The sequence below is a fragment of the Curtobacterium sp. VKM Ac-2884 genome, assembly GCF_015350945.1.
Taxonomy (GTDB): Bacteria; Actinomycetota; Actinomycetes; order Actinomycetales; family Microbacteriaceae; genus Curtobacterium.
Genome location: NZ_JADKSA010000001.1, coordinates 735,270 through 760,029, shown reverse-complemented (window position 1 = coordinate 760,029; position 24,760 = coordinate 735,270). Strand labels below are relative to the sequence as shown.

Sequence of the window (24,760 nt, the reverse complement as noted above, 5' to 3'; positions counted from 1 at the left end):
GAGTCTCGCGCACACGCGAACGAGTCTCGGCAGCGGCTCAGACCTCGTCGGCCGCCACGTAGACCCAGGCCGACAGACCCGAGGTGAGCTCGACCCGGATGCGCTGGTAGTCCGACACCTCGTAGGCGTCGACGGCACGCAGGTGCCACTCGTGGCCCAGGGTCAGGGCCACGCCGTCGACGACGTCGCCCGCTGCGCCCCGGCGGAGGATCGGGTGGCGGTCCGAGCCACTGGCCCGGATGACCTCGGGGTCGGTGATCGTCACCCAGTCGAGTCGCCAGCCGGGCAGCGTGTCCGGGGTGGTGGGGACGTGTTCGCCGAACAGCGACTCCTGCACGAGCGGCTGCCGCAGCGTGCCGTACGAGAACACCCGGTGCGTGGTGCCGGGCCACGCTGCGGAGCGTCGGATCGGCTTCGGACCGATCGTCGGGGTCGACGTCCACACGAGTGCTCCGGTGACTCCGGTGAGGCCGAGGTGGAGCAGCCCGGCGACGACGAGGAGGATCCCCCAACCGGCGCCGACGGCGATCGCGATGATGCCGACGACGAGACAGACGAGCGCGAACGCGCCGAGACCGATGACCCAGCGCTGGCCGGGGGAGAGACGCTTCACGTCGCGAGGGTAGCGGACGGGAGGCCCGGATCACGTGCGCCGATCGGCGCAGGTGATCCGGGCCTCCCGTCCGGATGCGGCGTCAGCCGCAGAACTCCGTCGGTGGCGACTGGTCGACGGTGCTGACCCAGACCGAGTTCGCCCGCTCGCCCGAGCCCACGGGTGGGAACCGGAAGCTCACGAACACCCCGTTGACGGTGGTCGTCCAGCCGCCGTAGGGCGAGTCCGACGGCTGGGCGGCGTCGTTGCCCGGCTCCGTGTAGTGCAGGTCCGGGTACGCCGCTCGCAACTCGGTGAGGGTGCTGCCGGTCCCGAGTCCCGCAGCCGTCGTCGGTCCCGCCACCTCGTCGGAGTTCATCCCGACCATGACGCTCGCGATCGTGCCGTCGTCGCCCTTCACGACGGTCAGTGCCGGGTTGTTGCGGTCGTCGGCGTACCAGAACACGACGTTCGGGTTGAGGCAGCCGTCGCTCGCCGTGTACACGCCGTCCAGGTCGTCCGTCTCGGCGGTGTACTCCCCGCCGAGCGCGATCGGCCCCACCTCGCTGCCGGAGATCGTCCACGTGTCCGGGTCCGACAGCGAGTACGGCGCCCGTGTGGAGGTGGGCGTCGCCGATGGTGTCGTCGTCGGCGTCGGCTGTCCGACGACCGGGGCGCCCGACGGCGTCTCGGTCGGCGTCGGTTCCGTGGACGGTGACGCGGTCGGAGTGGGCTCCGCGGTGATGGACGTCGGGATGAGGCCGAGTGCGACCCCACCGCCGGCGGCTCCGAGCAGGAGCACCCCGACGACGCCGATCGCGATGCCGACACGACGGCCGTGGCGCTTCGGGCGAGGGGTGGCCCGCTCGAGGACGTTCTGCTTCATCGAGACGAGCATGCGCTGCAGGTCGTCTCCCTCGGGAGGTTCAGTGTTCATCGTGCGTCACCGCCTTCCTGAGTCGTCGGCGGGACCGCGAGACCCGCTGGGTGACCGCTCCGACACTGAGTCCGAGCAGCTGTGCGGCCTCGGCGTACGAGTACCCCTGCAGCAGGCACAGCTCGCAGATGCGGCGATCGGTCTCCGGCAGCGCGGCGATCTCGCTCCGGACCCACCGGAGTTGCTCGGAAGCATCGGTGGTGTCGGCGGGGGCGGCGAGGTCGAAGGGCAGTTCGTCGCCGGCGTGCTTCGCGTTGCGGCGACCGAGGTTCTTCGCGTGGTTGCGGCACACGACCAACAGCCACGGCAGGAGCGTGCCGGTGGGGAGCTGGAGGCCGTCGGCGCGTTGCCAGAGCGTCAGGAACGTGTCCTGGACCAGTTCCTCGACGTCCTGCTTGCTGCCCGCGATCGCCCACGCGTACCGGGTGAGCGTGGGCGCGAACCGGTCGAACGCGGTCGCGAGTGCTGCTCTGTCCCCCGAGGCGAGGCGCCGTGCGAGGCCGGCGTCGTCATCTGCGGTGTTGTCCACGGTGCTCCCTTCACTACGACAATGTCGTGAAGAGGCCGAACATGACACGGATCACGACACGATTCGTCCGTGTCGTGATCCGATGGTGATGCGGGAGGTGTCAGCCGTGCCGCTTCGCGGCCTTGGCGATCTTCTTGCCCAGCTTCTTGCGGGCCTTGCGGGCGTGCGGGTCGTTCCAGGCCTTGCGGACGGTCTCGCCCTTGGACGTCTTGATCACCGGACGGTTGGCGCGGGAGCCGAACCAGAACCCGACGAGGACGATCAGGCCGATGACGATGATGCGGTTGCGCATGGTGGGACTCCTTGGTCGATGGTGCGGGTGCCGGCGGATCAGCCGGTGAAGCGTTGCCAGAGCTCGGTGATGATGGGCCACACGTCGCCGGCGCGGTCGGCGGACCCGACGGCCACCAGCACCACGGGGACGATCGTGACGGCGATGCTCACCAGGACGGCGAGCACGACCGAGATCGTCGCCGTCGTGGTGTGCCGACGGGTGAGCGCCGTCGCGAGGAGCGCCAGCACGACGACCAGCCCGAGGACCGCGACGACCGTGACCCGCACGAACGGGAACGGCACGAGACCCGCGGTCGTGGCGGTGATGCCGCCGAGGAACCCGACCAGGGGCAGGAACGCCCCGAGCAGGACCCCGGCGACCAGGACCACACCGACCGCTCCGGCGATCCAGACGCCGCGCGGCCGGGGTCGTCGGGTGCGGGGCCGACGACCGCCGGACCAGGCGGTGGTCACGGTCGGTCCGTGGTCGGGGCGGCCGGCTGGTCGCCGTCGCGGGCTGCTGCCCGCGCTGCCTCGCTCGCGTCGGCTGCGGCGTCGGCGGCGTCCTGCGCGGCGTCCTCGGCGGAGTCGGCGGCACGCACGGCGGCGTCGGCAGCCGTCTCGGAGGCCACGACGGGGGTCGCAGTGTCCTCGTCAGCTGCGACGGCCGCACGTGCACGGCCGGCGGCGTCGCGCGCGGTGTCAGCGGCGTCCCGTGCGCCCTCGGACGCACGGTCGAGCGCATCGGACGCGGCTTCGTGCACACGGCCGGCGGTGGCGGTCGTCGCGTCCACGGCCTGTTCTGCGGCGTCCGCAGTGACGTCGGCCGCACGCTTGGTGGCGTCGGCGGTCGCGTCGGCAGCCTGCTTGGTCGCCTCGGCGGTGGCCGAGGCAGCACGCTTGGCGGTGTCGACCGTTGCGTCGGCCGCACGCTTGGTGGCGTCGGCGGTGACCTCGGCGGCCTGCTTCGTGACGTCGGCCGTGGCGTCCGCAGCACGCTTCGTCGCCTCTGCCGTCGCCTCGGCCGCCTGCTTCGTGGCGTCGACGGTCGCCGTCGCCACACGCTTCGTGGTCTCGCTCGTCGCCGTCGCGGCGTCCTGCACGGCATCGCCGACAGCAGTGGCCGCTCGCTCGACGGGCGAGGGCTCGTCGTCGAACGGTCCGTGCACGTCGAGCACGCGGACGTCCACGGTCGTCGGCACGGATGCGACCTGGCCGGCTGCTGCAGCGACCTGTCGTTTCACCTCGTCGGCGACCTCGCGGACGTTCCGCGGGTAGGTCACGATCACGGAGACCTGCACCGCGAAGGTGCCGTCCTCGTCGTCGACCTGCACACCGGCGGTCCCGGCGGAGCGGCCGAGCCGCTTCCGCAGTTCGTCGGCGGCTCGGGACACGGTCCCGCCGAGGTGGTGCACGCCGGGCACGCCGAGCGCCGTCTCCGCCGCGGTTCGCGCGATGAGCATCGCGGGGGTCGCGTCGTCGGGCAGCGGCTCCGTCAGTTCTGCGGGCAGGGCCACCTCGGTGACCTGCGTGTGCGCATGGGGGTCGTGCTGCATGGTTCCTCCTCGTTCGGGTCCGCGGAACGCATCGGGGCACTCGACGTCGCGAGTGCCCCGACACGCATCGAGCGTCCTAGTTCTTGAAGACGTCCTTGACGTCCTCGCCGGTCTTCTTGACGCTCGCGGAGGCCTGGTCCTTCTGGCCCTCGGCGACCTTGGAGTCGTCGTTCGTGGCGTTCCCCACTGCCTCCTTCGCCTTGCCGGCGAGGTCCTGGGCAGCGTTCTTGATCTTGTCGTCGAGTCCCATGACGGGTCCTTTCATCGGTCGGGCGTTCGCCCGGTGGTGGGTGTTGCGTGGGTCTTCGGTGGGCCGGGAGGCCCGGGGTCGCGTCCGGCTGACGGGTGTCAGTGGACGCGGGTCGACTTCGCGAGCGCCGAACGGGTCCCACCGGTCAGGTGGACCAGGACGGGCACCTCGCGGCCGAGCGTGCGGTCGAGGACCGCGACGGCGCGGTCGACGGCGTCGAGCACGGAGACGGCGTCCCCGCCGCGGCGGACCGCGACGCGGATGCGAGCGGCACGCTGCTTGCGCACCAGGTAGGTGTCGACGCGGGAGCCGACGACGTCGCGGACACCGGCGAGCTCGTGCTCGACGACGTCGCGGACGAGTGCGACGTTCACCGTGACGGCGTCCTCGCCCGAGCGCTCGCGGACGGCGACGGACGTGCCGCCCCCGCCACGGGTGAACACCCAGACCAGGGCGAGCACGATCACGACGGCGCAGGCGGCGGCGACGATCCAGAGCGAGGACGCGGGGACGTCCAGGCTGCTCGGCAGGTCGATGGTGGGCTTGATCGCGTCCTGCACGGCGGGCACCACGCCCGCGCCGATCGTGAGACCGACGACGACGGCGACGAGGCCGAGGACGAAGAGGATGATCCGGTTCATGGTCCGGTTGCTCTTGGTCATGCGAGGGTCCCCTTCTCGTCGACGCGGACGCGGATGTTCCGGCCGAATCGTTCGTCGAGACCACTGAGGCGGTCGCGGACAGCTGCCTGCACGGCCTGCTCGTCGACCGGGATGCCGGTGACGGGCACGATCCGGACGTCGGTGCGCCGACCGCGGGCGGTGGCCGAGGCGTTGCCCTCGGGGACCCCTGCTGCCGTGCCGGCGGCGTTGGCCGCCGTGGAGGCGACGATGCGGGTGTCGATGACGACGGCACCACGGTCGTGCTGGACGACCGAGCGGTGCTGGCGACCCGGCTTCAGGGCCAGGACGATCAGCACGATGCCCAGGACCACGAGCACGACGGCGATGACCTCGGCGATCGTGACGAACGCGGCGTCGGGCTGCAGTGCGGCGTCGACGGCGGTCTGCGGGTCGGCGAGGAGCGGAGGCCGCCCGATCGCCCGCAGGACCGACTCCGTGCCGATCCACGCGGCGACCAGTGCGAGGACCACCAGCGCCACCGCCACTGCGGTCGAGCGGGAGCGGTGCACGCTCCGACGACGGATGCGTCGTTCGACGGAACCGTTGCTCATGATGGTCTCCTACCGGGTTCGGGACTCGCGCTCGCGCACGATCCCGGTGAGTTCGATGTGGGCACTGCCGACGCGTCGGCCGGTGAGTTCGCTCACGCGGCGCTTGACCTCGTCGGCGACCTGGGCCGAACGGGCGACGAGGTCGTCGCCCGCGGCGATCGGGCCGGTGACGTCGAGGGCCATCGCTCCGGCCGCGTCTCCGAGACCGACCCTGACCCGCTTGGCGGGGGCGCCGAGCCGTTCGGCTGCGACGGCCCGCGCCAGCGAGGTCAGTGCACGAGCGGTGATCTCGACGCGGCCCGGGACGACGTCCGGGCCGGCGTTCACCGGGAGCTCCGGCGCCCGGTGAGCACGTCGGTCAGGGCGCCACGGTCGATCTTGCCGGTGGCGAGGGCGGCCACGAGGGCCCCGATCGCACCGAAGACGATGACCAGGACGAAGCCCCAGAACCCGAACTGCAGTGCGACGACTGCGAGGACGGCGCCGATGAGGGCACCGATCAGTGTGTTGCTCATGCGACTCGCGCTTCCTTCTTCTCGTCGTTGTCGTTGTCGTTGTCGTCGTCGTCACCCGGGATGAAGACGTCCTGGACGGTCACGTTGACCTCGGCGACCTCCATGCCGACGATCTGCTCGAGGGCACGTGCGACGCTGCTGCGGACGCCGTCGGCGACCTGCTGGAGCGACACCGGGTACTCGGCGACGATGACGATGTCCGCGGCGACCTGCTTCTCGCCGACCTCGACCTTGACGCCCTGACCGAAGTCGCGCTGGCCGATCGCGTCGCGGAGGGCGCCGATCGCACGGGCAGCGCCGCCGCCGAGCGAGTGCACGCCGTTGACCTCGCGGGCCGCGATGCCGGCGACCTTCGACACGACGGTGTCGTCGATGACGGTCTTGCCGGTGACGCCGCTGTTCGAGCCGGCGTGCGAGGTGGCACGGGCCGCAGCGGTGGTTGCCGGGGTGGTGGTGATGGAGTCAGCCATGGTTCGTTCCTTCCGAGTGACCCGCCGGGCGTTCCCAGCGGTTGCTGTTCACGGATGAGACGGGCTGCACCAGAGATTCGTCACACATGACTTTTCGGATTCGGCGGAAATCCAGGAATCCCCGGAAACACGGGGATGTGGCTGTACCCCCTGGCCGTCCGCTCAGGCGGTTTCGCGTGTTCCGTCCGCCGCGTTGCGTTCTGCAGCGGCGCGGATCGCCCGGGCGCACGCCATCGGGGACTCGCCCCGCTCGGCCCGGAAGAGCTGCTGCAGGCGTCGCGGCAGGACCCCGGCGGCGTCGGCGATGTCCTGCAGGGAGAGGTCCTCGTCGGTGTGCTCCTCGATGAACGCGACCGCGCGGCGGACGCGCCACGACGACCGACCGCTGTCGGGGCGTGCGGACAGCGACGTGCGGAGCGTGGTGGCGGGGTCCTCGCCGAACCGCTCGCGGTAGGCGGTGGCGAACCGGCCCGGGTTGGTGAAGCCCCACCGGCGCGCGACCACGGCGACCCCGTCCGCACCGGGGGCCCGGTCGTCGCCCGCGCGCAGGAGCTCACTCCGGGCACGGTCGAGCCGGTGCTCGCGCAGGAACCGGTGCGGCGTGGAGTCGAGGGTGCGGGCGAACACGTCCTGCAGTCCCCGCTGGCTGAGCCCGCACGCCGCGGCGATGTCCGACACCGCCGGACGTTCGGCGGCGTGCTGCTCGACGTAGCGGATCGCGTCGCGCAGGCGGTTCGCGACGGGGACGTCGTCGCCGCGGTTGCGGATCGGGAAGGTGTCGAGCACGACGATCGCCAGGCGACGGTTCAGGGCCGTCCGCATCGGACCGACCACGCGGTCGTCCACGAGTGCCGGGCCGAGCTCCCCGATCAGGTGGCGCAGGGGTTCGCGGCGGGCGATGACCTCGTCCTGCTGCTCGAACAGCAGCGGGCCGTCCGGCAGTCGGTAGCCGAGGTCGCGCCCCACGGTCCGCAGGAACGAGTCGGCGATGTGCACCCCGTTGTAGACGGTGCCGTCCGACTCGAAGCGGTACGCCTCGGACGCACTCGCGATGTACGGGCTGCCCGGCTCGACCACGCGCGTGCGGTCGGGGAAGTGCATCTCGAGTCGGCCCCTGGTGAGCCAGAAGACCACGTGGTCCTCCCGCGCCCCGATCACCCCGCCGCGTCGCCCACCCTCGGCGCGCATGGTCCGCAGCGTCAGGTCGTCGTCGCCCACCACGGTGTACTCGTAGCGGGTGTCGTTCGTCGCGTACGTCTCCGAGGCGAAGTCGGACCCGTGGTACTCCGCCTCGAAGATGTCGGAGTAGTCGGAACCGTCGCCGTCGGCGAACCGCAGTCTGCGGAAGCCGTTCGTCGCCGGATCGGTCATGGTCGAAATCATGACATCGACGGCACGGCGAGGTGAATACCCTCGTTCGTGTCCGCGGGTCGATCGGAGGGAATACCCTAGGGGGGTACCGTATTGAGGACCGTGGAGGCCACCATGCACGAACACGTCGGGTACATCGGCGACAAGGACGACCTGCTCAAGCGGCTCCGTCGCGCCGAGGGCCAGGTACGCGGCATCGCCCGCATGGTCGAGGACGAGACGTACTGCATCGACGTCCTCACCCAGATCTCGGCGGCGAACCGGGCGCTCGAACGCGTGGCGCTGTCGCTGCTCGCGGACCACCTCAAGCACTGCGTCGCCGAGGCGGTCGCCGAGGGCGGCGACGCCGCGGACGAGAAGGTCCGCGAAGCGAGCCAGGCCATCGCCCGGCTCGTGCGCTCGTGACCGCCGCCCGCACCCGAACCACAGGAGGAGACACCGTGACCACCGAACTGCTGCTCGTCGAGGGCATGACCTGCGAGCACTGCGTGCTGAGCGTGACCGAGGAACTCACCGAAATCGAGGGGGTGTCCGACGTCGCTGTCGCGCTCGTCCCCGGCGGTGCCTCGTCGGTGACCGTCACCTCGGACGCACCCGTCGACGCCGGTGCCCTCCGCGGTGCGGTCGCCGAGGCGGGGTACGAGGTCGTGCCGTCGTGACGGACGACATCGTCGAGCTCGACATCACGGGCATGACCTGCGCCTCGTGCGCGAACCGCATCGAACGGAAGCTCGGCAAGCTCCCCGGGGTCACCGCCACCGTCAACTACGCCACCGAGAAGGCACAGGTGCAGGTCGCCGCGGACGGCCCCGCCGACCCCGCTGCCCTCATCGCCGCCGTCGAGTCCGCGGGCTACGGTGCGACCGTCCCCGCGCCGCCGGCCGACACGACGGAGCCGGACGACGACGCCGACGACCCGGCCGGTGCGCTGCGCCGACGACTCGTCGTGTCGACGGTCCTGGCCGTGCCGGTCGTCCTGCTCTCGATGGTGCCGGTCCTGCAGTTCCCGAACTGGCAGTGGCTCGCGCTGACGCTCGCCGCGCCCGTCGCGGTGTGGGGTGCGCTCCCGTTCCACCGCGCCGCGTGGGTGAACGCCCGACACGGTGCCGCGACCATGGACACCCTGGTCAGTGTGGGTGTGCTGGCGGCCTTCGGCTGGTCCCTCTACGCCCTCTTCTTCGGCGACGCCGGCACCACCGGCATGCACATGACGTTCTCGTGGATCGCGACCGACCCCGAGGCGACCGACCTGTACCTCGAGGTCGCCGCGGCCGTGACGGTGTTCATCCTGGCCGGCCGGTACATGGAGGCCCGCGCCAAGAAGCAGTCCGGGGCGGCACTCCGCGCCCTGCTCGAACTCGGCGCGAAGGAGGCCACGGTGCTGCGCGACGGCGTCGAGCAGCGGGTCGCCGCGTCGGCGCTCGTCGTCGGGGACGTCGTCGTCGTGCGGCCAGGGGAGCGGATCCCCAGCGACGGCCTCGTGCAGGACGGGTCCTCGGCCGTGGACCGCAGCATGGTCACCGGCGAATCCGTCCCGGTCGAGGTCGGACCGGGCGACCGGGTGACCGGCGCGACGATCAACGTCGGCGGCCAGCTCGTGGTCGCCGTCACCCGCGTCGGCGCCGACACCGAGCTCGCCCGGATGGGACGGCTCGTCGAGGACGCGCAGACCGGCAAGGCCGACGTCCAACGCCTGGCCGACCGGGTCTCCGGCGTCTTCGTGCCGATCGTCATCGGGCTCGCCGTGCTGGCGTTCGTCGGCTGGCTCGTGCTCGGCGGTTCGGTCACGGCAGCGTTCACCGCCGCCGTCGCCACGCTCATCATCGCCTGCCCGTGCGCCCTCGGGCTCGCGACACCGACCGCCCTGCTCGTCGGGACCGGCCGCGGGTCCCAGCTCGGCATCCTGATCGGCGGCCCGCAGGTGCTCGAACGGACCCGTGGCGTCGACACCGTCGTGCTCGACAAGACCGGCACCGTCACCACCGGCGAGATGACCCTGCGCGCCGTGACCTCGACGGACGCGGCCCTCGACGCGGACGCCGTGCTCCGACTGGCCGCCGCCGTCGAGCACGGATCGGAACACCCCGTGGCACGAGCGGTCGTGCTGGCCGCGACGGCCCGGCAGCTCGACGTCCCGACCGCCGAGCAGTTCGACTCCACCCCCGGCGCCGGCGTGCAGGCCGTCGTGGACGGCGACGTCGTGCTCGTCGGCGGGACCCGCTGGCTCGCAGCGTCCTGGGCGGTCGTGGTGCCCGACGAGGCCTCGGCCGCGGTCACCGCCGCCGAGGCCGACGGGGGCACCGCGGTCGTCGTCGCGCGGAACGGCCGCGTGCTGGGCGTCGTGGTCGTCGGCGACACCGTGAAGCCCGAGGCAGCCGACGCGGTCGCGCGCTTCGTGGCGCTCGGCCTGCACCCCGTCCTGCTCACCGGCGACAACGACGGCGCCGCACGGGCCGTCGCCGCACGGGTCGGCATCGACGAGGTGCACGCCCGCGCGACCCCGGCCGGCAAGCTCGACGCCGTCCGGGGCATGCAGGCCCAAGGACGGAGCGTGGCCATGGTCGGTGACGGCGTCAACGACGCTGCGGCGCTCGCCGCGGCCGACCTCGGCATCGCGATGGGGGCCGGCACCGACGCCGCGATCGCGGCCAGTGACATCACGGTCGTGAGCGGTCGGCTCACCGTCGTCGCCGATGCCGTCCGACTGTCGCGCGCCACGCTCGGCATCATCAAGGGCAACCTGTTCTGGGCGTTCGCGTACAACGTGGCGGCGATCCCGCTCGCGATGGCGGGGCTGCTCAACCCGGTGCTCGCCGGCGCCGCCATGGCGTTCTCGTCGGTGTTCGTCGTGACGAACAGCCTGCGGCTGCGGCGTTTCGCACCCCGGCCCTGAGGTCGACCACCCGCCGGACGTGACGCGCGCAGCGAACGCGCCCCGTGCCTCCCGTCCGGCGGTGCGCGCGACGGTGCCGACGGCACTACGCTCGAAGACGGTCCGCGACGCACTGGTGCGGTGACCTGCGGGCTGTACGTCTCGAACGTGATCCCAGGAGGACCGAAGTGACCGAATCCGCTCCCGTCGACCCCACATCGACCGAAGGCTGGAAGAAGCTCGACAGCATCGCTGCCGACTTCACCCCTGACCTGCGCGGGTGGTTCGACAGCGACCCCGGCCGTGCCGAGCAGTACACGTTCCAGGCAGCCGACCTGACCGTGGACCTGTCGAAGGGCCTCGTCACCGAGGACATCCTCGCCGCCCTGCTGCAGGTCGCGAAGGACACCGGCGTCGCCGAGCGCTTCCAGGCGATGCTCTCCGGCGAGCACATCAACGTCACCGAGGACCGCGCCGTCCTGCACACCGCGCTCCGCCGTCCGAAGGCGACCGAGGGGCTCGTCCCGGCGGCGCCGCTGACCGTCGACGGCCAGGACGTCGACGCCGACGTGCACGCCACGCTCGACAAGGTCTACGCGTTCGCGTCGCAGGTGCGTGACGGCTCGTGGACCGGTGTCACCGGCAAGCGCATCGAGACCGTCGTCAACATCGGCATCGGTGGGTCCGACCTCGGCCCCGTCATGGTCTACGAAGCACTCAAGCCGTACGTGCAGGCCGGGCTCGAAGCCCGCTTCGTGTCGAACATCGACCCCGCGGACATCTACGAGAAGACCGTGGACCTCGACCCCGAGACCACGCTGTTCATCGTCGCGTCGAAGACCTTCGGCACCCTCGAGACCCTGACGAACGCGCGCCTCGCACGCCAGTGGCTGTGGGAGCGGCTCGGCCTGACCGACGCCGGTGACGACGAGAAGAAAAACGCCGTCGCGAAGCACTTCGTCGCCGTCTCCACTGCGCTCGACAAGGTCGAGGCCTTCGGCATCGACCCCGAGAACGCCTTCGGGTTCTGGGACTGGGTGGGCGGCCGCTACTCCGTCGACTCCGCGATCGGCACGAGCGTCATCGTCGCGATCGGCCAGGAGAACTGGGAGCAGTTCCTCGCCGGCTTCCACGCCATCGACGAGCACGTCCGCACCACGCCGCTCGAGCAGAACGTCCCGGTCCTGATGGGCCTGCTCAACGTCTGGTACACGAACTTCCTCGGTGCGCAGAGCCACGCGGTCCTGCCGTACACGCAGTACCTGCACCGCTTCGCCGCGTACCTGCAGCAGCTCACCATGGAGTCGAACGGCAAGCGCGTCCGCTGGGACGGCTCGCCCGTCACCACCGAGACCGGCGAGGTCTTCTGGGGCGAGCCCGGCACGAACGGCCAGCACGCGTTCTACCAGCTCATCCACCAGGGCACCCGCCTGATCCCGGCCGACTTCATCACGGTCGCGAACCCGGCCCGTCCGCTCAAGGACGAGACGGGCGACGGCAAGGGCGTCGCACCCGGCACCGACGTGCACACGCTGTTCCTGGCGAACTTCTTCGCGCAGACCAAGGCGCTGGCGTTCGGCAAGAGCGCCGACGAGGTCCGGGCCGAGGGCACCACCGACGCCGGCATCGTCGCGGCGCGCACCTTCCCGGGCAACAAGCCGACGACGTCGATCCTGGCGCCGGAGCTCACCCCGAGCGTGCTCGGTCAGCTCATCGCGCTCTACGAGCACATCGTGTTCACCGAGGGCACGATCTGGGGCATCGACTCGTTCGACCAGTGGGGCGTGGAGCTCGGCAAGCAGCTGGCGCTGCAGGTCACGCCCGCCGTCGAGGGCGACCAGGCCGCGCTCGACGCGCAGGACGCCTCGACCAAGGCGCTCATCGCGAAGTACCTGGAGCTGCGCAAGTAGCGAGGTGCCCACCTGACGGACGGGAGGCCCGTGGCGGATCCGCCACGGGCCTCCCGTCCGTCTGCCGGTCGCTGCCAAAGCGACAGTTGCGCCCGACGGAGCGCCGTCAGGCCCGCGAAGGCGACAGATGTGCGCCGATGTTCCGCGGAAGAGTGTCGCTTTCGCAGAGGGGTCACCGCCGCGGTCAGCGAGCGAGCGGGTCGAGGTTGAGCGTCGTTCCCTCGTAGAGGTGCTGGTCCGTCCCGAACACCTGCACGCCCGCGTTGAGCCAGACGAGCGCCCGCACGCTGATGCCGAACCGCGCGGCGACGTCCCCGATGAGGTCGCCCGGCGCCACCGTGTACGACCGCGGCGCCCCGCCGGTCGTCGTCGCGGTGACCGGACCGGTCGCGTTCGCCCGGGCACCGGCGTCCTTCGGGTGCACGTTCGTCTGCCGCGCCGGGACGGACCACCGCACGGTGGTCACCGCGAGCACCTTGCCGGCCCCGATCTCGACCGGGACCTCCTGCCCCGGAGCCGCCGCGGAGTAGGTCACGAGCGTGGTGAGGTGCGACGGGTCGACGCCGGAGCCGCTCAGTGGGACGTCCACCGCGGTCGCCGTGCTGGTCGGCCCACCGAGCGTCCGGTCGCCGACGCCGGGGTAGGTCAGGCCGTCGCCGACCGCGCGCGGCAGGTCGAACAGGCCGACCCCGACCGGCACCGGCAGGGTCGAGGTGAAGCCGGAGTACTGCGCGGTGAACGTGTCGTCGCCGACCGCGACCACGCGGAACCGGAAGTGCACGCTGCCCTTCGGCGACGCGACGTCACCCTGGGCGAGGACGGTCCCGGCGGGGATCGGCGTCAGCGTCGGAGCCGGAGCCGCCGACTCGGTCGGTTCCGGGGTCGGCGTGCGGGGGTGCGCCGACGACTCGAGGAGGTCACCCTCCGGGTCGGCGCCGAGCGTCGGCGTCGGGGTGGCCGACGAGCTCGGCGTCGTCGCCGGGGTGGACGGGGCGGGAAGGGCTCGGTCCGACCCGCGCAGCAGCGAGCACCCCGACAGTGCCACGGTGGCCGCGACGACGACCCCGATCGCGAGCGTTCGGTTCATGATTCCCCCTCAGCTCGATGCTAACCGCGCGGTGCCCCCGGGGCGAACGCCGTGCTCCCGCCGTGTGTCTGCGGACGTACCGCGGATCCTCGGTCGTCCACGACGAGTGATACCATCGGTATCAACGAGAGCAGGTGGTCATGGGCGTCAGGGTAATCCCCGGGCGACGCGGTGGGTCGGACCCCCGTCGGCCCGACATGGAAGCCGTCGTGCGAGCGTTGGCCGGTCGGACCGACAGTGCGCCCGCGACCGTCCGTGCGGCGGTCGAGCACGTCCTGCACAGTCGTGAGCAGCAACACCACGCCGAGATGGAACTGCGGCGCGGGATCTTCAAGCTCGCCGACCTCGGCGTCCCGCAGCGCGAGATCGCGAAGCTCGCCGGGATCTCCCAGCCCGAGGTCTCGCGGCGGCTCTCCCGTCGAACCCTGACCACCAAGCGGCCGTCTCCGCGTGAGGTCATCTCCCGGCGCGAGGGCGGCCAGATCGACTCGGAGACGATGCTGCGCGAGCTGTCGTCGATGGCGTTGACGCACCGCACCCCGAAGCGTGGTGCGGCGTTCGACGGTGCCGCCTCGGCCACCGGCACCACCAAGGAACTCGCGGCGGCGTTCCAGGACGGCCTCCTGTCCGAGGTCGAGTACGAGACCGTCCGCCGGGCGATCGCCGAACGGCAGACCCGCAAGCGCACCCGGTGACGGAGCTCCGCGACCGGGTGGCCGTCGAGCTGGGCCGAGCGCTCCGGGCCGACTCGCTCGACAACCCCTGGTCGGACACGGCGGGCGCGAGCACCAGGACGATCTACGCGCCGGACGGCTTCCTGTACGAGGCGAGTCGTCTGCGGTTCCACGAGTCCGTGCTCGAGGAGCACCGCGCGCTGACCCCGTCGCCGGTCACCGACGGCTCGCTCGCCGTGGTCGTGACGGCCGGTCCGCCGGGGTCGGGGAAGTCGACCGCCCTGGAGCGGATGCCGGAGCTGTGCGGGTACCGGTCGATCGACGCCGACGAGTTCAAGGACCCGCTGCTCCTGCGCGCACAGGCGGACGGTCTGGTGGACCGGTGGACGGCTCGCCGCCTGGCCGACGACCGGCCGGTGCAGCTGCGTGAGATCGCCGGGTTCGTGCACGCCGAGTCGACCACCGTGGCCGACACGCTGCGCCGCCGCGCCCTCCGCAACGGCGAGAACGTCGTCGTGCACGGCACCCTGTCGAGCGTGGACTACCTCGACGACCTCCTCGCCGAGCTCGACGACGCCGGGTACGAGAAGCTGCGCATCGTCACCGTGGAGGTCCCGCTCGAGACGGCGATCGCCCAGGCGACCGATCGGTGGTGGAGCGTGCGTGATGCCGCCACGGATCCGCTCGGTGGTCGGTTCGTCCCGGAAGCAGCCATCCGTCGCTACTACCCGACCGGATCGACCGAGTCGGTGTGCGGCGCGAACGCCCGGGTCCTCGGTGACCGGGCCGCCGACCTCGGCTGGGACGTGTCGATCGTCTGAGCGGTCGCCGGTGTCGGTCGGAACGGCTACCGTCGAGGCCATGGAGCGTTCGGAGATCCTCGCCGCGGCTGCCGCCGCGCACGCCGCCCGCATCGCAGAAGAAGGCGGTGACGACGGCGCTGCTCGTGAACGGGCGGAGAGTGTCCGGCGCCGGGCCGACGGCCTCACCGACCGGTACGACACGGTCGAGGGCGCGAGCGAATCCGACGCGCGTGACGCCGCGCGCCGTCGAGCGGGCGAGGCCGACCGGGCGGCCTCCCGGACCGAGGGCGTGCTGTCCGACTGGCACCGCATGGGCACCCGCCGCGGTGTGACGCCGGACGCCCAGGTGCGCACGGCGTGGACGGTCACCGGGGTGCCCGAGCGCGGTGACGCCCGAGCACTGGCGAACGTGCTGCTCTCGACGGCGGGGCACGCGGGCCGGGTGGCCGACGCCGCGCGACGCAACCCGGCGCTGTCCGGTGCCGCGAGCGCAGCTGCTCGACGGACCGTCCGGCGCTACACCGACCACGGCGCGGACATGGCGTCGCTCGGCGACGTGCTGGGGGACAGCCCGGAGCCCGACGGGTCCTGATGCTCACCCGGAGTGCGTTGGAGCGCTCCCGCTCTGACCAGGCGTTATGTGGACCGATCCAATCGTCCTGACGACAGAATGTCCAATTGACAGGACATGGATTCGGGTTACCATCGGTGCACGCACTGAAGCGCGATCACCGACGAAGGAGTCACCGAATGGTCGACATCAAGCCGACAGCCCCGACTGTCGCACTGCCCCCGATCGGGACCGGACCGCACCGCCGACGCCTCGGCGTCCTGGCCCTGGTCGCCACGTTCGGCGGGCTGCTCTTCGGGTACGACACCGGTGTCATCAACGGTGCCCTGAACCCGATGAAGGCCGAACTCGGCCTCACGAACTTCACCGAGGGCGTCGTCACCAGCTCCCTGTTGTTCGGCGCCGCGATCGGTGCCATGCTCGGCGGCCGCATCGCCGACGGCTGGGGGCGTCGCAAGACGATCATCGCCCTCGCCGTGACGTTCTTCCTCGGCACCCTCATCTGCGTCTTCGCACCGACGTTCGGCGTCATCGTCGTGGGCCGTGTCCTCCTCGGCCTCGCGGTGGGTGGTGCATCGACCGTCGTCCCGGTGTTCCTCGCCGAACTCGCGCCGTACGAGATCCGGGGTTCGCTGTCCGGCCGCAACGAGCTCATGATCGTGATCGGGCAGCTCGCCGCGTTCGTGGTCAACGCCATCATCGGCAACCTGTGGGGTGAGGGCAACGGCGTCTGGCGCGTCATGCTGGCCGTCTGTGCGCTTCCTGCCATCGCACTCTTCGTCGGCATGCTCCGGGTGCCGGAGTCGCCGCGCTGGCTCGCGTCCAAGGGGCGCTACGACGAAGCGCTGTCCGTCCTGCAGCAGGTCCGCACCACGGAGCGTGCGACCGCCGAACTCGACGACATCAAGCGGAGCAACGACCTCGAGGCGAAGGCCGAGCGCGTCAGCGGGTGGCAGACGCTGCGTGGCAACAAGTGGCTCATCCGCATCGTGCTCATCGGTGCCGGGCTCGGCGTCGCCCAGCAGCTCACCGGCATCAACTCGATCATGTACTACGGCCAGACCGTCCTCATCGAGTCCGGGTTCCAGGCGTCGGCAGCCCTCATCGCGAACATCGCCCCCGGCGTGATCGCCGTGGTCGGTGGCGTCATCGCGCTGTACAACATGGAGAAGATCAACCGCCGCACCACCCTGATCATCGGGTTCTCGCTCACGACGGTCTGCCACTTCCTGATCGGCATCGCCTCGGTCGCACTGCCCGAGGGCAACCCGGCTCGTCCGTGGGTGATCCTGTTCCTCGTCGTCGCGTTCGTCGGCTCGATGCAGACCTTCCTCAACATCGCCGTGTGGGTGGTGCTGTCGGAGATCTTCCCGACCCAGATCCGCGCGCTCGGCATGGGCATCTCGGTGTTCTGCCTCTGGATCGCCAACGCGTTCCTCGGGCTCTACTTCCCGACCATCGTCGCCGCCACCGGCATCACCGGGACGTTCTTCGGCTTCGGCATCGTCGGTCTGCTCGCGCTGCTCTTCATCTGGAAGTTCGTGCCGGAGAGCCGCGGCCGCACCCTCGAAGAGGTGGAAGAAGGCGTCACCACCGGCAACATCTTCACGGTCCCGCAGAAGGCGTCGCGCGGCTAGGTCACGCGCGTGGCGCGGTGATCGCGCGTGCAGACGGACGGGAGGCCCGGTGCCAGCTGGCACCGGGCCTTCCGTCCGTCCGCTGGTCCCGCTACGGGCGCAGGAGCACCTTGCCGACGCGGCCGGCGGTGTCCGAGGCACGCACGGCGTCGCGGACGTCCTCGAACGCGAAGGTCTCCGCGACGGGGAGCGTCAGCGAGCCGTCCAGCACGCGTGTGATGAGCTCGCCGAAGAGCTGGCCCTTCGTCTCGGCCGGCATCGTCTTGCTGACGACGCTGCCCCAGAAGCCCTTCACGGTGAGCTGGCCGAAGATGACCTTGCCGGACGGGATCTCGAGCGTGGGCGAGGCCATCGCGCCGAAGACGACGAGGGCGGCGTTCTCGCCCAGGACGCTGGCGATGTCGCCGGCGGCCTTGCCACCGACGGACTCGACACCGGCGACGATCGGGGCGCCTCCGGTGATCGCGGCGACCTGGTCCTTCCAGTCGTCCGCGTCGGTGGCGACGATGCGCTCGACGCCCTGCTCGCGCAGCTCCTCGACACCGGCGGCGCGGCGCACCAGGCCGATGACGTTGATGCCGCGGGCCGCGCCGAGCTGGGCGACCATGCGCCCGACGGCACCGTTGGCGGCGTTCTGGATGAGCCAGTCGCCCTCGTGCAGGTCGAGCGAGTGCAGCAGGCTGATGGCGCTGAACGGCATCGAGACGAGCTGTGCTGCGGCCTCGTCGGTCATGGCGTCCGGCACCGGCACGAGCCCGGCGGCGTTCGCGGTGTAGTACTCGGCCCAGACGCCGAACGCACCGCCGGCGACGCGCTGGCCGACCGTCAGGTTCGTGACGCCCTCGCCCAGGGCCTCGACGACGCCGAGCGCCTCGGTGCCCGAGGCGGCGGGCAGCTCGGGCTTGAAGCCGTAGGTGCCGCGGACGGTCCACAGGTCGTGGTTGTGGATGGGGGAGAGGACCGTGCGGACGAGGACCTCGCCGGCGCCGGGCGTGGGGACCGGGCGCTCCTGGACGCCGAGGACCTCGGCGGGCTCGGCGAAGGTCTCGTGGACGACGGCGCGCATGGTGGTGGGGGTGGTGGTGCTCATGGGTCAGTCCTCCGAGACGACGATGGTGACGTCGATGTTGCCGCGGGTCGCGTTCGAGTACGGGCAGACCTGGTGGGCTGCGTCGGCGAGTGCCTGGGCCTGGTCGTGCTCCAGGCCGGGGATGACGACCTCGAGCATGACGGCGAGCTGGTAGCCGCCGTTGCCGTTCGGGCCGATCTGGACGCGGCCGCCGACGGACGAGTCGGTGATCTTCACCTTCTGGCTGCGGGCGACGCCCTGCAGGGCGGAGTGGAAGCAGGCGGCGTACCCGGCGGCGAAGAGCTGCTCGGGGTTCGCGCCGTTGCCGGAGCCACCCATCTCCTTGGGGATGGCGAGGTCGAACTCGACCGTGCCGTCGCTCGTGGCGACGTGGCCGTTGCGGCCTTCGCCGGTGGCCAGGGCCTCGGCGGTGTAGAGGGCTTCCATGGTGTTCCTTCCTTCGTGGGGTCAGTGGCGGCCTGGCCCGAGACTCGGGCTGGCCGACAGATCTCGGGCGCTGCGCGGCGAGAAGTGTCGCTCAGGCCGAGTCTCGAGCCGGTGCGTTCGTGGCCGCAGCGTGCATCGTCTCGGTCAGCCGGTGCAGGGTCGCGATGAGCTCCGTGGCGGCCTGCTCGTCGGGGAGCCCCATGCCGGCGGCGATCGTCGCCGGGATGTGTGCGAGGTCGGCGCGGATGGTGCGGCCGCGGTCGCCGAGCGTGATCGTCACGACGCGCTCGTCGGCGCTGCGGCGTTCGCGGCGGACCAGCTCGGACTGCTCCATGCGGCGGAGCAGGGGCGACAGGGTGCCGGAGTCGAGCTGCAGGTGGTCACCGAGGCTCGAGACGGTCTGGTCGCCCTCGATCCACAGGGTCACGAGCACCAGGTACTGCGGGTAGGTCAGTCCCCAGGGTTCGAGCAGCGAGCGGTACGCCTGCGTGGTCGCGCGGCTCGCTGCGTAGAGGGAGAAGCACACCATCTCGTCGGTCACGGGCATGTCACCAGGATCGCACGCAACTCGGTTGTGCACAACCCAACACGTGCTCCGGCCCGGACGGTTAGGCTGACGTGACCCACGATGACCAGCAGCGACCTCGACTCCACCACGACCCCCGGCTCCGGGACCGCGTCGTCCCACGGCAAGACGATCTTGATCGGTGAGCACGCCGTGGTCTACGGCGCACCCGCACTCGTCCTGCCGGTGCTCGACGCCCGGGTCGTCGCGACCGTGAGCCCCGTCACCGCCGGCGTCGACGAGGCCACCGGCACGGTCGTCGGGCACACCCTCGAGTCCACGGTGCACACCGGTCCCCTCGACCTCGCGCCCGCCGCCGTGATGCCGACCGTCACCGCCGTCACCGCGACCCTGCGGCACTTCGGGGTGACCGACCGGCACTTCCACGTCCGGGTCGACAGCGAGGTCCCGACCGCCCGGGGCATGGGGTCGAGCGCAGCGGTCGCCGCCGCCGTGACGGCAGCCGTCGCGGACGCCCTCGGCGAGACCCTCGACGCCGAGACCCACCACGACCTCATCCAGGAGTGCGAGCGGGTCGCCCACGGCCGTCCGTCGGGACTCGACGCCCGCGGTGTCGTCGCCGCGGTGCCGGTCTGGTTCGAGGGGGGCCGCATCGAGCCCGTCGCCCTCGGGGCCCGCTTCACCTTCGTCGTCGCCGACACCGGTGTCCCCGGCCACACCCGGCAGGCGGTCGCGGCCGTGCGGGAACGGCACGACCAGGACCCGGTCGCCGTCGACGCGGTCATCGACCGGATCGGCGCGCTCGCACGCCGGGCGCGGGGGACACTCGAGGCTGGCGACGCACAGGGGCTCGGTGCCACGATGGACGCCGCGCACGACCTGCTCAGCGCACTCGACGTGTCGAGTGCCGACCTGGACGGGCTCGTCGACGCCGCACGTGCTGCGGACGCCCTCGGCGCGAAGCTGACCGGCGGCGGGCGGGGCGGGTGCGTGCTCGCACTCGCCGCGGACGACGACCACGCGGACCGCATCGCGGCCGCACTCCGCGGCGCAGGGGCCGCAGCCACCTGGACCACCACGATCGGAGCCCGCGCTTGATGACCGCCACCGCCGTCGCGCACCCCAACATCGCCCTCGTCAAGTACTGGGGCAAGGCGGACGCGCAGCTCGCGCTGCCCGCCACGGGCAGCGTCTCCATGGGCCTCGACGTGTTCCCCACGACGACCACCGTCACGGTGGACGGCGGCTCCGGCGACGTCCAGGAGGCGCGTGACCGGTTCACGCTGAACGGTCACGTCGTCGAGGACGGCGCCCTGGTGCGCGTGCAGCAGTTCCTCGACCTCGTGCGGGAGCTCGCCGGCAGCGACGCCCGCGCGTCCGTCGTGTCCGAGAACACCGTGCCGACCGGTGCCGGACTCGCCTCGAGCGCGTCGGGGTTCGCGGCGCTCGCCACCGCGGCCTCGGCGGCGTACGGCCTCGACCTTTCCCCGCGCGACCTCTCCCGCCTGGCCCGACGCGGTTCGGGGTCCGCGACGCGGTCGATCCCCGGCGGCGTCGCCGTGTGGCACGCCGGCGACGACCAGGGGTCCTTCGCCGAGCCGATCCCGGCACCGCCGATGGCCATGGTGGTCGTGACGATCGACGCCGGACCGAAGCCCATCGGTTCGCGCGAGGCGATGCGGCGCACCATCGCGACGTCGCCGTTCTACCCGGCGTGGGTCACGTCGACCACCGAGACCGTCGGCGACATGCTCGACGCCTGCGCAGCCGGCGACTTCACGCGCATCGGCGAGATCACCGAGAGCAACGCGCTGCGCATGCACGCCACGATCGAGGGCGCCTTCCCGCCCATCCGCTACCTCAACGCGCGCAGCGTCGCCGTGTTCGACGCCGTGGGCGAACTCCGCGCCGCCGGGCTCGAGGCCTACGCCACCGCCGACGCCGGCCCGAACGTGGTCGTGCTCTGCCGGCCCGAGGACCGCTCCGCCGTGGCCACCGCGCTGGCGTCCTTCGGCGACGTCATCGAGTCCGGCACCGGACCTGCCGCTCGGGTGCTCCGCTCCGAAGAGATCGGGGTCGCCGCAGCGAGCGACAGCCCCGACCAGAAGGAGTCCGTGCAGTGATCGAGTTCCGCGCCCACGGCAAGCTGTTCGTCGCCGGCGAGTACGCCGTCGTCGAGCCCGGCCAGCCGTCCGTCCTCATCGCCCTCGACCGCGCCATCACGGCACGCGTGTCCGAGGCGCACGGTGCGGGCAGCGTGCACTCGGAGGAGTACGGCCACCTGCCGCTGACGTGGACGCGCGACGAGGACGGCCTCGCCCTGGACCGCGAGCACCACCCCTACGACTACGTGATGGCGACGATCGACCTCGTCGAGAAGCTCCGCGCCGAGCGGGGGATCGCCCCGCGCTTCCACGACCTGCGGATCGAGAGCCAGCTCGACGACGCCAGCGGCCGGAAGTTCGGGCTCGGATCCTCGGCGGCGGTGACCGTCGCGACCGTCGGTGCCCTCGACCGCTTCTACGGGATCGGCCTGACGCAGCGGCAGCGCTTCCAGGTCGCCCTGCTCGCCACCATCCGGGTGAACCCGCGGGCATCCGGCGGGGACCTCGCCGCGAGCACCTTCGGTGGGTGGCTGCGCTACAGCGCCCCGGACCGCGACCACCTCGCCTCGTTCGTCGACGAACGCCGCGTGTCCGACATCCTCACCGACGCCGACGCGTGGGCGGGCTTCGACGTCCAGCGGCTGCCGGCCCCCGAGAACCTGCAGCTCCTGGTCGGCTGGACCGGCTCGCCGGCCTCGACCACGAAGCTCGTCGGTGTGGTGCGTCGGCACCGCAACGGCGGGTACCAGGCGTTCCTCGACGAGAGCCGCAGCTGTGTCGACGACCTGACCACGGGCCTCCAGACCGGCGACGCAGAGCAGACGCTCGACGCGCTCCGACGTGCCCGGGTGCTGATGCAGCGCCTCGGCGACTCGGTCGGGTCGAAGATCGAGACCGAACGCCTCGCGACCCTGTGCGACGTCGTCGAGGCGGCTGGCGGAGCGGCGAAGCCGTCCGGCGCCGGCGGCGGCGACTGCGGCATCGCACTCGTCCCCGCGGACATCGACCCCGCCGGCATCCACCGCGCCTGGGAGGCGCACGACATCAGACACCTCAGCGTCGCGGTGCGAGCACCAGAAGGAGCCCTCGATGAGTGACCTGCTCACGCCGATCCCGACCAAGTGGGTCGGACCGATCCGCATCAGCGGCAACGCGGTCCAGGGCGAGCACGAGGTCCCGCTCGCCACGTACGAGTCGCCGCTCTGGCCGTCCGTCGGCCGCGGCGCCCGGATCTCGCGCATGGTCGACGACGGCATCGTCGCGACCGTCGTCGACGAGCGCATGACCCGCTCGGTCGTCGTCAGAGCAGCCAGTGCCGCGGCGGCGCACGTCGCCGCGGGGCAGATCCTCGCGCGACAGGACGAGCTCGAGGCGCTGGTCGCCGGGCAGAGCCGGTTCGCGAAGCTCATCGAGGTGCACCCCGAGATCGTCGGTGACCTGCTGTTCCTGCGGTTCGCGTTCACGACCGGTGACGCCTCTGGCCACAACATGGTCACGCAGGCGGCGGACAAGCTCCTGCCCGCGATCCTGGCGTGGCAGCCGGGCCTGCGCTACGTGTCCGTGTCGGGCAACTTCTGCACCGACAAGAAGGCCAGCGCAGTGAACGGCATCCGTGGTCGTGGCCGCAACACCATCGCCGAGATCGTGATCCCCGGCGAGATCGTCGAGAAGCGCCTGCGGTCGAGCACCGAACGCATCGTCGAACTGAACATCGCGAAGAACCTCATCGGCTCGACCATCGCCGGGGCGCTCCGCTCCGCGAACGCGCACTACGCGAACATGCTGCTCGGCTTCTACCTGGCCACCGGGCAGGACGCCGCGAACATCGTCGAGGGCTCGCAGGGCATCACGAGTGCCGAGAACCGCGACGGCGACCTGTACTTCGCCACCTCGCTGCCGCACCTGATCGTCGGCACGGTCGGCAACGGCAAGGGCGGGGACCTGCCCGTCGTCGAGGACGCCCTCGTGCGCCTCGGCTGCCGCGAGGACCGCGAGCCCGGTGCGAACGCCCGTCGTCTCGCCGCCCTGTGTGCCGCCACGGTGCTGTGCGGGGAGCTCTCGCTCCTCGCCGCCCAGACGAACCCGGGTGAGCTGATGGCCGCCCACGTCGCCATGGAGCGACGGGGCACGAAGCCGGCCGGAGGCGCAGCATGACGCGCATCGGCATCCACGACATCGCCATCGCGACCGGGCACCACGTGCTCGAGCTCGACGACCTGGCCGAGCGCCTCGGCGTCGACCCGGCGAAGTACCACGTCGGCATCGGCCAGGACGCCTTCAGCGTGCCCGCCCCGGACGAGGACATCGTCACGATGGGGGCCGCCGCGGCCAAGGAGGTCATCGACCGCCACGGTGTCGACGGCATCCGAACCGTGCTGTTCGCCACCGAGTCCGGCGTCGACCAGTCCAAGGCCGCCGGCGTCTTCGTGCACGGCCTGCTCGGCCTGCCGAAGAACGTCCGCGTCGTCGAGCTGAAGCAGGCCTGCTACGGCGGGATGGCCGCCGTGCAGCTCGCCCTCGGCATCATCGCCCGGGCACCGCACGAGCGCGTGCTCGTCATCGCCGCCGACGTCGCCCGCTACGACGTCGACACCGCCGCCGAGCCCACCCAGGGTGCCGGTGCGGCCGCGATCCTGGTGTCCGCCGACCCCGACCTGATCGAGATCGAGCCGGCCGCCGGCGTCTTCACCGCGGACGTCGACGACTTCTGGCGCCCGAACGACCGCTCCACCGCACTGGTCGACGGCCGCCTGTCCGTCAGCGCCTACGTCGACGCCTTCGTGGGCGCGTGGGACGACCTCGCCGAGCAAGGCGGACCGGCGTACGAGGACATCGTGCGCTTCGTCCACCACCAGCCGTTCACGAAGATGGCGCTCAAGGCCCACCGGAAGCTGACGCAGCACGTGGGCGTGCCGTTCGACGAGTCGGAGCTGTTCGTCGGATTCACGTACAACAAGCAGACCGGCAACACGTACACGGCGTCGCTCTGGATCGGGCTCGCCGCGCTCCTCGACCTCGACGAGGACCTGGCGGGTGAGCGCATCGCCCTGTTCAGCTACGGCTCGGGCAGCGTCGGCGAGCTCCTCACCGGCATCGTGCAGCCGTCCTACCGTGAGCACCGTCGAGTCGGCCGCGTCCGGCAGCTGCTCTCGGCCCGCGTTCCGCTGACCGTGGACGCGTACCGCGAGCTGCACGCGACCGGCGCCGCGACGAGCGACGACGTCGAGCGTCCGCGCGTCACGGCGGGGCCGTACCGCTTCGCCGGGGTGCGCGGCGGCGCGCGCCACTACGAGGCGTCCTGAGACGCACCGCGTGACGGACGGGAGGCCCGT

At 71.7% G+C, this 24,760-nt stretch carries 30 protein-coding genes; 13 read left to right on the top strand and 17 right to left on the bottom strand.

Annotated elements, in window-relative coordinates; genetic code table 11:
* Positions 1–37 precede the first annotated feature (37 nt).
* The 13 genes from ITJ60_RS03730 to ITJ60_RS03670 form a co-directional block, all read right to left on the bottom strand.
* Positions 38–613, bottom strand: a complete 576-nt coding sequence (locus ITJ60_RS03730; protein ID WP_323743123.1) for a gamma-glutamylcyclotransferase family protein — start codon at positions 611–613, stop codon at positions 38–40.
* A gap of 82 nt (positions 614–695) precedes the next feature.
* A complete protein-coding gene (locus ITJ60_RS03725; protein WP_194646959.1) occupies positions 696–1,529 on the bottom strand; it encodes a hypothetical protein in 834 nt (277 codons plus the stop codon).
* Positions 1,519–2,058 carry an RNA polymerase sigma factor gene (locus ITJ60_RS03720; RefSeq protein WP_123341163.1) on the bottom strand — a complete coding sequence of 180 codons (540 nt, stop codon included), beginning with the start codon at positions 2,056–2,058 and terminating at the stop codon, positions 1,519–1,521. The genes ITJ60_RS03725 and ITJ60_RS03720 overlap by 11 nt, the downstream gene beginning before the upstream one ends.
* Before the next feature lie 100 nt (positions 2,059–2,158).
* Entirely contained in the window at positions 2,159–2,350 is a 192-nt protein-coding gene (locus ITJ60_RS03715; protein ID WP_194646958.1) for a hypothetical protein, read from the bottom strand.
* A gap of 38 nt (positions 2,351–2,388) precedes the next feature.
* On the bottom strand, positions 2,389–2,805 hold the full coding sequence (locus ITJ60_RS03710; RefSeq protein ID WP_194646957.1) for an MFS transporter permease: 417 nt from the start codon (positions 2,803–2,805) through the stop codon (positions 2,389–2,391).
* Positions 2,802–3,887 carry an Asp23/Gls24 family envelope stress response protein gene (locus ITJ60_RS03705; protein WP_194646956.1) on the bottom strand — a complete coding sequence of 362 codons (1,086 nt, stop codon included), beginning with the start codon at positions 3,885–3,887 and terminating at the stop codon, positions 2,802–2,804. The genes ITJ60_RS03710 and ITJ60_RS03705 overlap by 4 nt, the downstream gene beginning before the upstream one ends.
* A gap of 76 nt (positions 3,888–3,963) precedes the next feature.
* Entirely contained in the window at positions 3,964–4,137 is a 174-nt protein-coding gene (locus ITJ60_RS03700) for a CsbD family protein (RefSeq protein ID WP_123341159.1), read from the bottom strand.
* Between the two features lie 98 nt (positions 4,138–4,235).
* On the bottom strand, positions 4,236–4,799 hold the full coding sequence (locus tag ITJ60_RS03695) for a hypothetical protein (RefSeq protein WP_123339563.1): 564 nt from the start codon (positions 4,797–4,799) through the stop codon (positions 4,236–4,238).
* Positions 4,796–5,371, bottom strand: a complete 576-nt coding sequence (locus ITJ60_RS03690; protein WP_123673696.1) for a DUF6286 domain-containing protein — start codon at positions 5,369–5,371, stop codon at positions 4,796–4,798. The genes ITJ60_RS03695 and ITJ60_RS03690 overlap by 4 nt, the downstream gene beginning before the upstream one ends.
* Before the next feature lie 9 nt (positions 5,372–5,380).
* On the bottom strand, positions 5,381–5,698 hold the full coding sequence (locus ITJ60_RS03685; protein ID WP_123291765.1) for a hypothetical protein: 318 nt from the start codon (positions 5,696–5,698) through the stop codon (positions 5,381–5,383).
* Complete coding sequence (locus ITJ60_RS03680; RefSeq protein ID WP_123291766.1) at positions 5,695–5,886, bottom strand: DUF2273 domain-containing protein; 192 nt, start codon at positions 5,884–5,886, stop codon at positions 5,695–5,697. The genes ITJ60_RS03685 and ITJ60_RS03680 overlap by 4 nt, the downstream gene beginning before the upstream one ends.
* Positions 5,883–6,356 (bottom strand): Asp23/Gls24 family envelope stress response protein, encoded by a 474-nt coding sequence (locus tag ITJ60_RS03675; RefSeq protein ID WP_194646955.1) that lies wholly within the window; start codon positions 6,354–6,356, stop codon positions 5,883–5,885. Before ITJ60_RS03675 ends, ITJ60_RS03680 begins: the two co-directional genes overlap by 4 nt.
* 162 nt (positions 6,357–6,518) lie before the next feature.
* A complete protein-coding gene (locus tag ITJ60_RS03670; protein ID WP_194646954.1) occupies positions 6,519–7,727 on the bottom strand; it encodes an AraC family transcriptional regulator in 1,209 nt (402 codons plus the stop codon).
* Between the two features lie 114 nt (positions 7,728–7,841).
* Between ITJ60_RS03670 and ITJ60_RS03665 the strand changes: the two genes are divergently transcribed.
* The 4 genes from ITJ60_RS03665 (at position 7,842) to pgi (ending at position 12,509) form a co-directional block, all read left to right on the top strand.
* On the top strand, positions 7,842–8,132 hold the full coding sequence (locus tag ITJ60_RS03665) for a metal-sensitive transcriptional regulator (protein WP_194646953.1): 291 nt from the start codon (positions 7,842–7,844) through the stop codon (positions 8,130–8,132).
* A gap of 35 nt (positions 8,133–8,167) precedes the next feature.
* Positions 8,168–8,386 carry a heavy-metal-associated domain-containing protein gene (locus ITJ60_RS03660; RefSeq protein WP_323749088.1) on the top strand — a complete coding sequence of 73 codons (219 nt, stop codon included), beginning with the start codon at positions 8,168–8,170 and terminating at the stop codon, positions 8,384–8,386.
* On the top strand, positions 8,383–10,620 hold the full coding sequence (locus ITJ60_RS03655; protein ID WP_323749087.1) for a heavy metal translocating P-type ATPase: 2,238 nt from the start codon (positions 8,383–8,385) through the stop codon (positions 10,618–10,620). The genes ITJ60_RS03660 and ITJ60_RS03655 overlap by 4 nt, the downstream gene beginning before the upstream one ends.
* Before the next feature lie 167 nt (positions 10,621–10,787).
* A complete protein-coding gene (gene pgi, locus ITJ60_RS03650) occupies positions 10,788–12,509 on the top strand; it encodes a glucose-6-phosphate isomerase (protein ID WP_194646952.1) in 1,722 nt (573 codons plus the stop codon).
* Between the two features lie 184 nt (positions 12,510–12,693).
* Here pgi and ITJ60_RS03645 read toward each other — a convergent pair whose 3' ends face one another.
* Entirely contained in the window at positions 12,694–13,596 is a 903-nt protein-coding gene (locus ITJ60_RS03645) for a LysM peptidoglycan-binding domain-containing protein (RefSeq protein WP_194646951.1), read from the bottom strand.
* A 140-nt stretch (positions 13,597–13,736) separates the two neighbouring features.
* On the opposite strand from ITJ60_RS03645, the gene ITJ60_RS03640 reads away from it, so the two are divergent.
* From ITJ60_RS03640 to ITJ60_RS03625, 4 genes are all read left to right on the top strand, one after another.
* On the top strand, positions 13,737–14,291 hold the full coding sequence (locus ITJ60_RS03640) for a hypothetical protein (protein WP_194646950.1): 555 nt from the start codon (positions 13,737–13,739) through the stop codon (positions 14,289–14,291).
* On the top strand, positions 14,288–15,091 hold the full coding sequence (locus ITJ60_RS03635; RefSeq protein WP_123338485.1) for a zeta toxin family protein: 804 nt from the start codon (positions 14,288–14,290) through the stop codon (positions 15,089–15,091). Before ITJ60_RS03640 ends, ITJ60_RS03635 begins: the two co-directional genes overlap by 4 nt.
* A gap of 40 nt (positions 15,092–15,131) precedes the next feature.
* Entirely contained in the window at positions 15,132–15,665 is a 534-nt protein-coding gene (locus ITJ60_RS03630) for a hypothetical protein (RefSeq protein ID WP_159573412.1), read from the top strand.
* A 158-nt stretch (positions 15,666–15,823) separates the two neighbouring features.
* Complete coding sequence (locus ITJ60_RS03625) at positions 15,824–17,281, top strand: sugar porter family MFS transporter (RefSeq protein WP_194646949.1); 1,458 nt, start codon at positions 15,824–15,826, stop codon at positions 17,279–17,281.
* A 91-nt stretch (positions 17,282–17,372) separates the two neighbouring features.
* On the opposite strand, the gene ITJ60_RS03620 is transcribed toward ITJ60_RS03625, so the two are convergent.
* The 3 genes from ITJ60_RS03620 to ITJ60_RS03610 form a co-directional block, all read right to left on the bottom strand.
* The gene (locus ITJ60_RS03620) at positions 17,373–18,347 is read right to left on the bottom strand and encodes a zinc-binding dehydrogenase (protein ID WP_194647082.1); all 975 of its coding nucleotides are present in this window, start codon (positions 18,345–18,347) and stop codon (positions 17,373–17,375) included.
* 27 nt (positions 18,348–18,374) lie between these two features.
* A complete protein-coding gene (locus tag ITJ60_RS03615) occupies positions 18,375–18,797 on the bottom strand; it encodes an organic hydroperoxide resistance protein (RefSeq protein WP_017885422.1) in 423 nt (140 codons plus the stop codon).
* 91 nt (positions 18,798–18,888) lie between these two features.
* Positions 18,889–19,344 carry a MarR family winged helix-turn-helix transcriptional regulator gene (locus tag ITJ60_RS03610; RefSeq protein ID WP_194646948.1) on the bottom strand — a complete coding sequence of 152 codons (456 nt, stop codon included), beginning with the start codon at positions 19,342–19,344 and terminating at the stop codon, positions 18,889–18,891.
* A gap of 81 nt (positions 19,345–19,425) precedes the next feature.
* Here ITJ60_RS03610 and mvk point away from each other — a divergent pair, with 81 nt between their 5' ends.
* From mvk to ITJ60_RS03585, 5 genes are read left to right on the top strand one after another with little or no spacing between them, the layout of a single operon-like run.
* Positions 19,426–20,421: a mevalonate kinase gene (mvk, locus tag ITJ60_RS03605; RefSeq protein WP_194646947.1), complete on the top strand. Its 996-nt coding sequence runs from the start codon at positions 19,426–19,428 to the stop codon at positions 20,419–20,421.
* Positions 20,421–21,446 (top strand): diphosphomevalonate decarboxylase, encoded by a 1,026-nt coding sequence (gene mvaD / locus ITJ60_RS03600; RefSeq protein ID WP_228509698.1) that lies wholly within the window; start codon positions 20,421–20,423, stop codon positions 21,444–21,446. The genes mvk and mvaD overlap by 1 nt, the downstream gene beginning before the upstream one ends.
* Complete coding sequence (locus ITJ60_RS03595; protein WP_111084745.1) at positions 21,443–22,525, top strand: phosphomevalonate kinase; 1,083 nt, start codon at positions 21,443–21,445, stop codon at positions 22,523–22,525. The genes mvaD and ITJ60_RS03595 overlap by 4 nt, the downstream gene beginning before the upstream one ends.
* Positions 22,518–23,582: a hydroxymethylglutaryl-CoA reductase gene (locus tag ITJ60_RS03590; protein ID WP_123291780.1), complete on the top strand. Its 1,065-nt coding sequence runs from the start codon at positions 22,518–22,520 to the stop codon at positions 23,580–23,582. The genes ITJ60_RS03595 and ITJ60_RS03590 overlap by 8 nt, the downstream gene beginning before the upstream one ends.
* A complete protein-coding gene (locus tag ITJ60_RS03585) occupies positions 23,579–24,730 on the top strand; it encodes a hydroxymethylglutaryl-CoA synthase (protein WP_194646945.1) in 1,152 nt (383 codons plus the stop codon). Before ITJ60_RS03590 ends, ITJ60_RS03585 begins: the two co-directional genes overlap by 4 nt.
* The last annotated feature ends 30 nt before the right edge of the window (positions 24,731–24,760 follow it).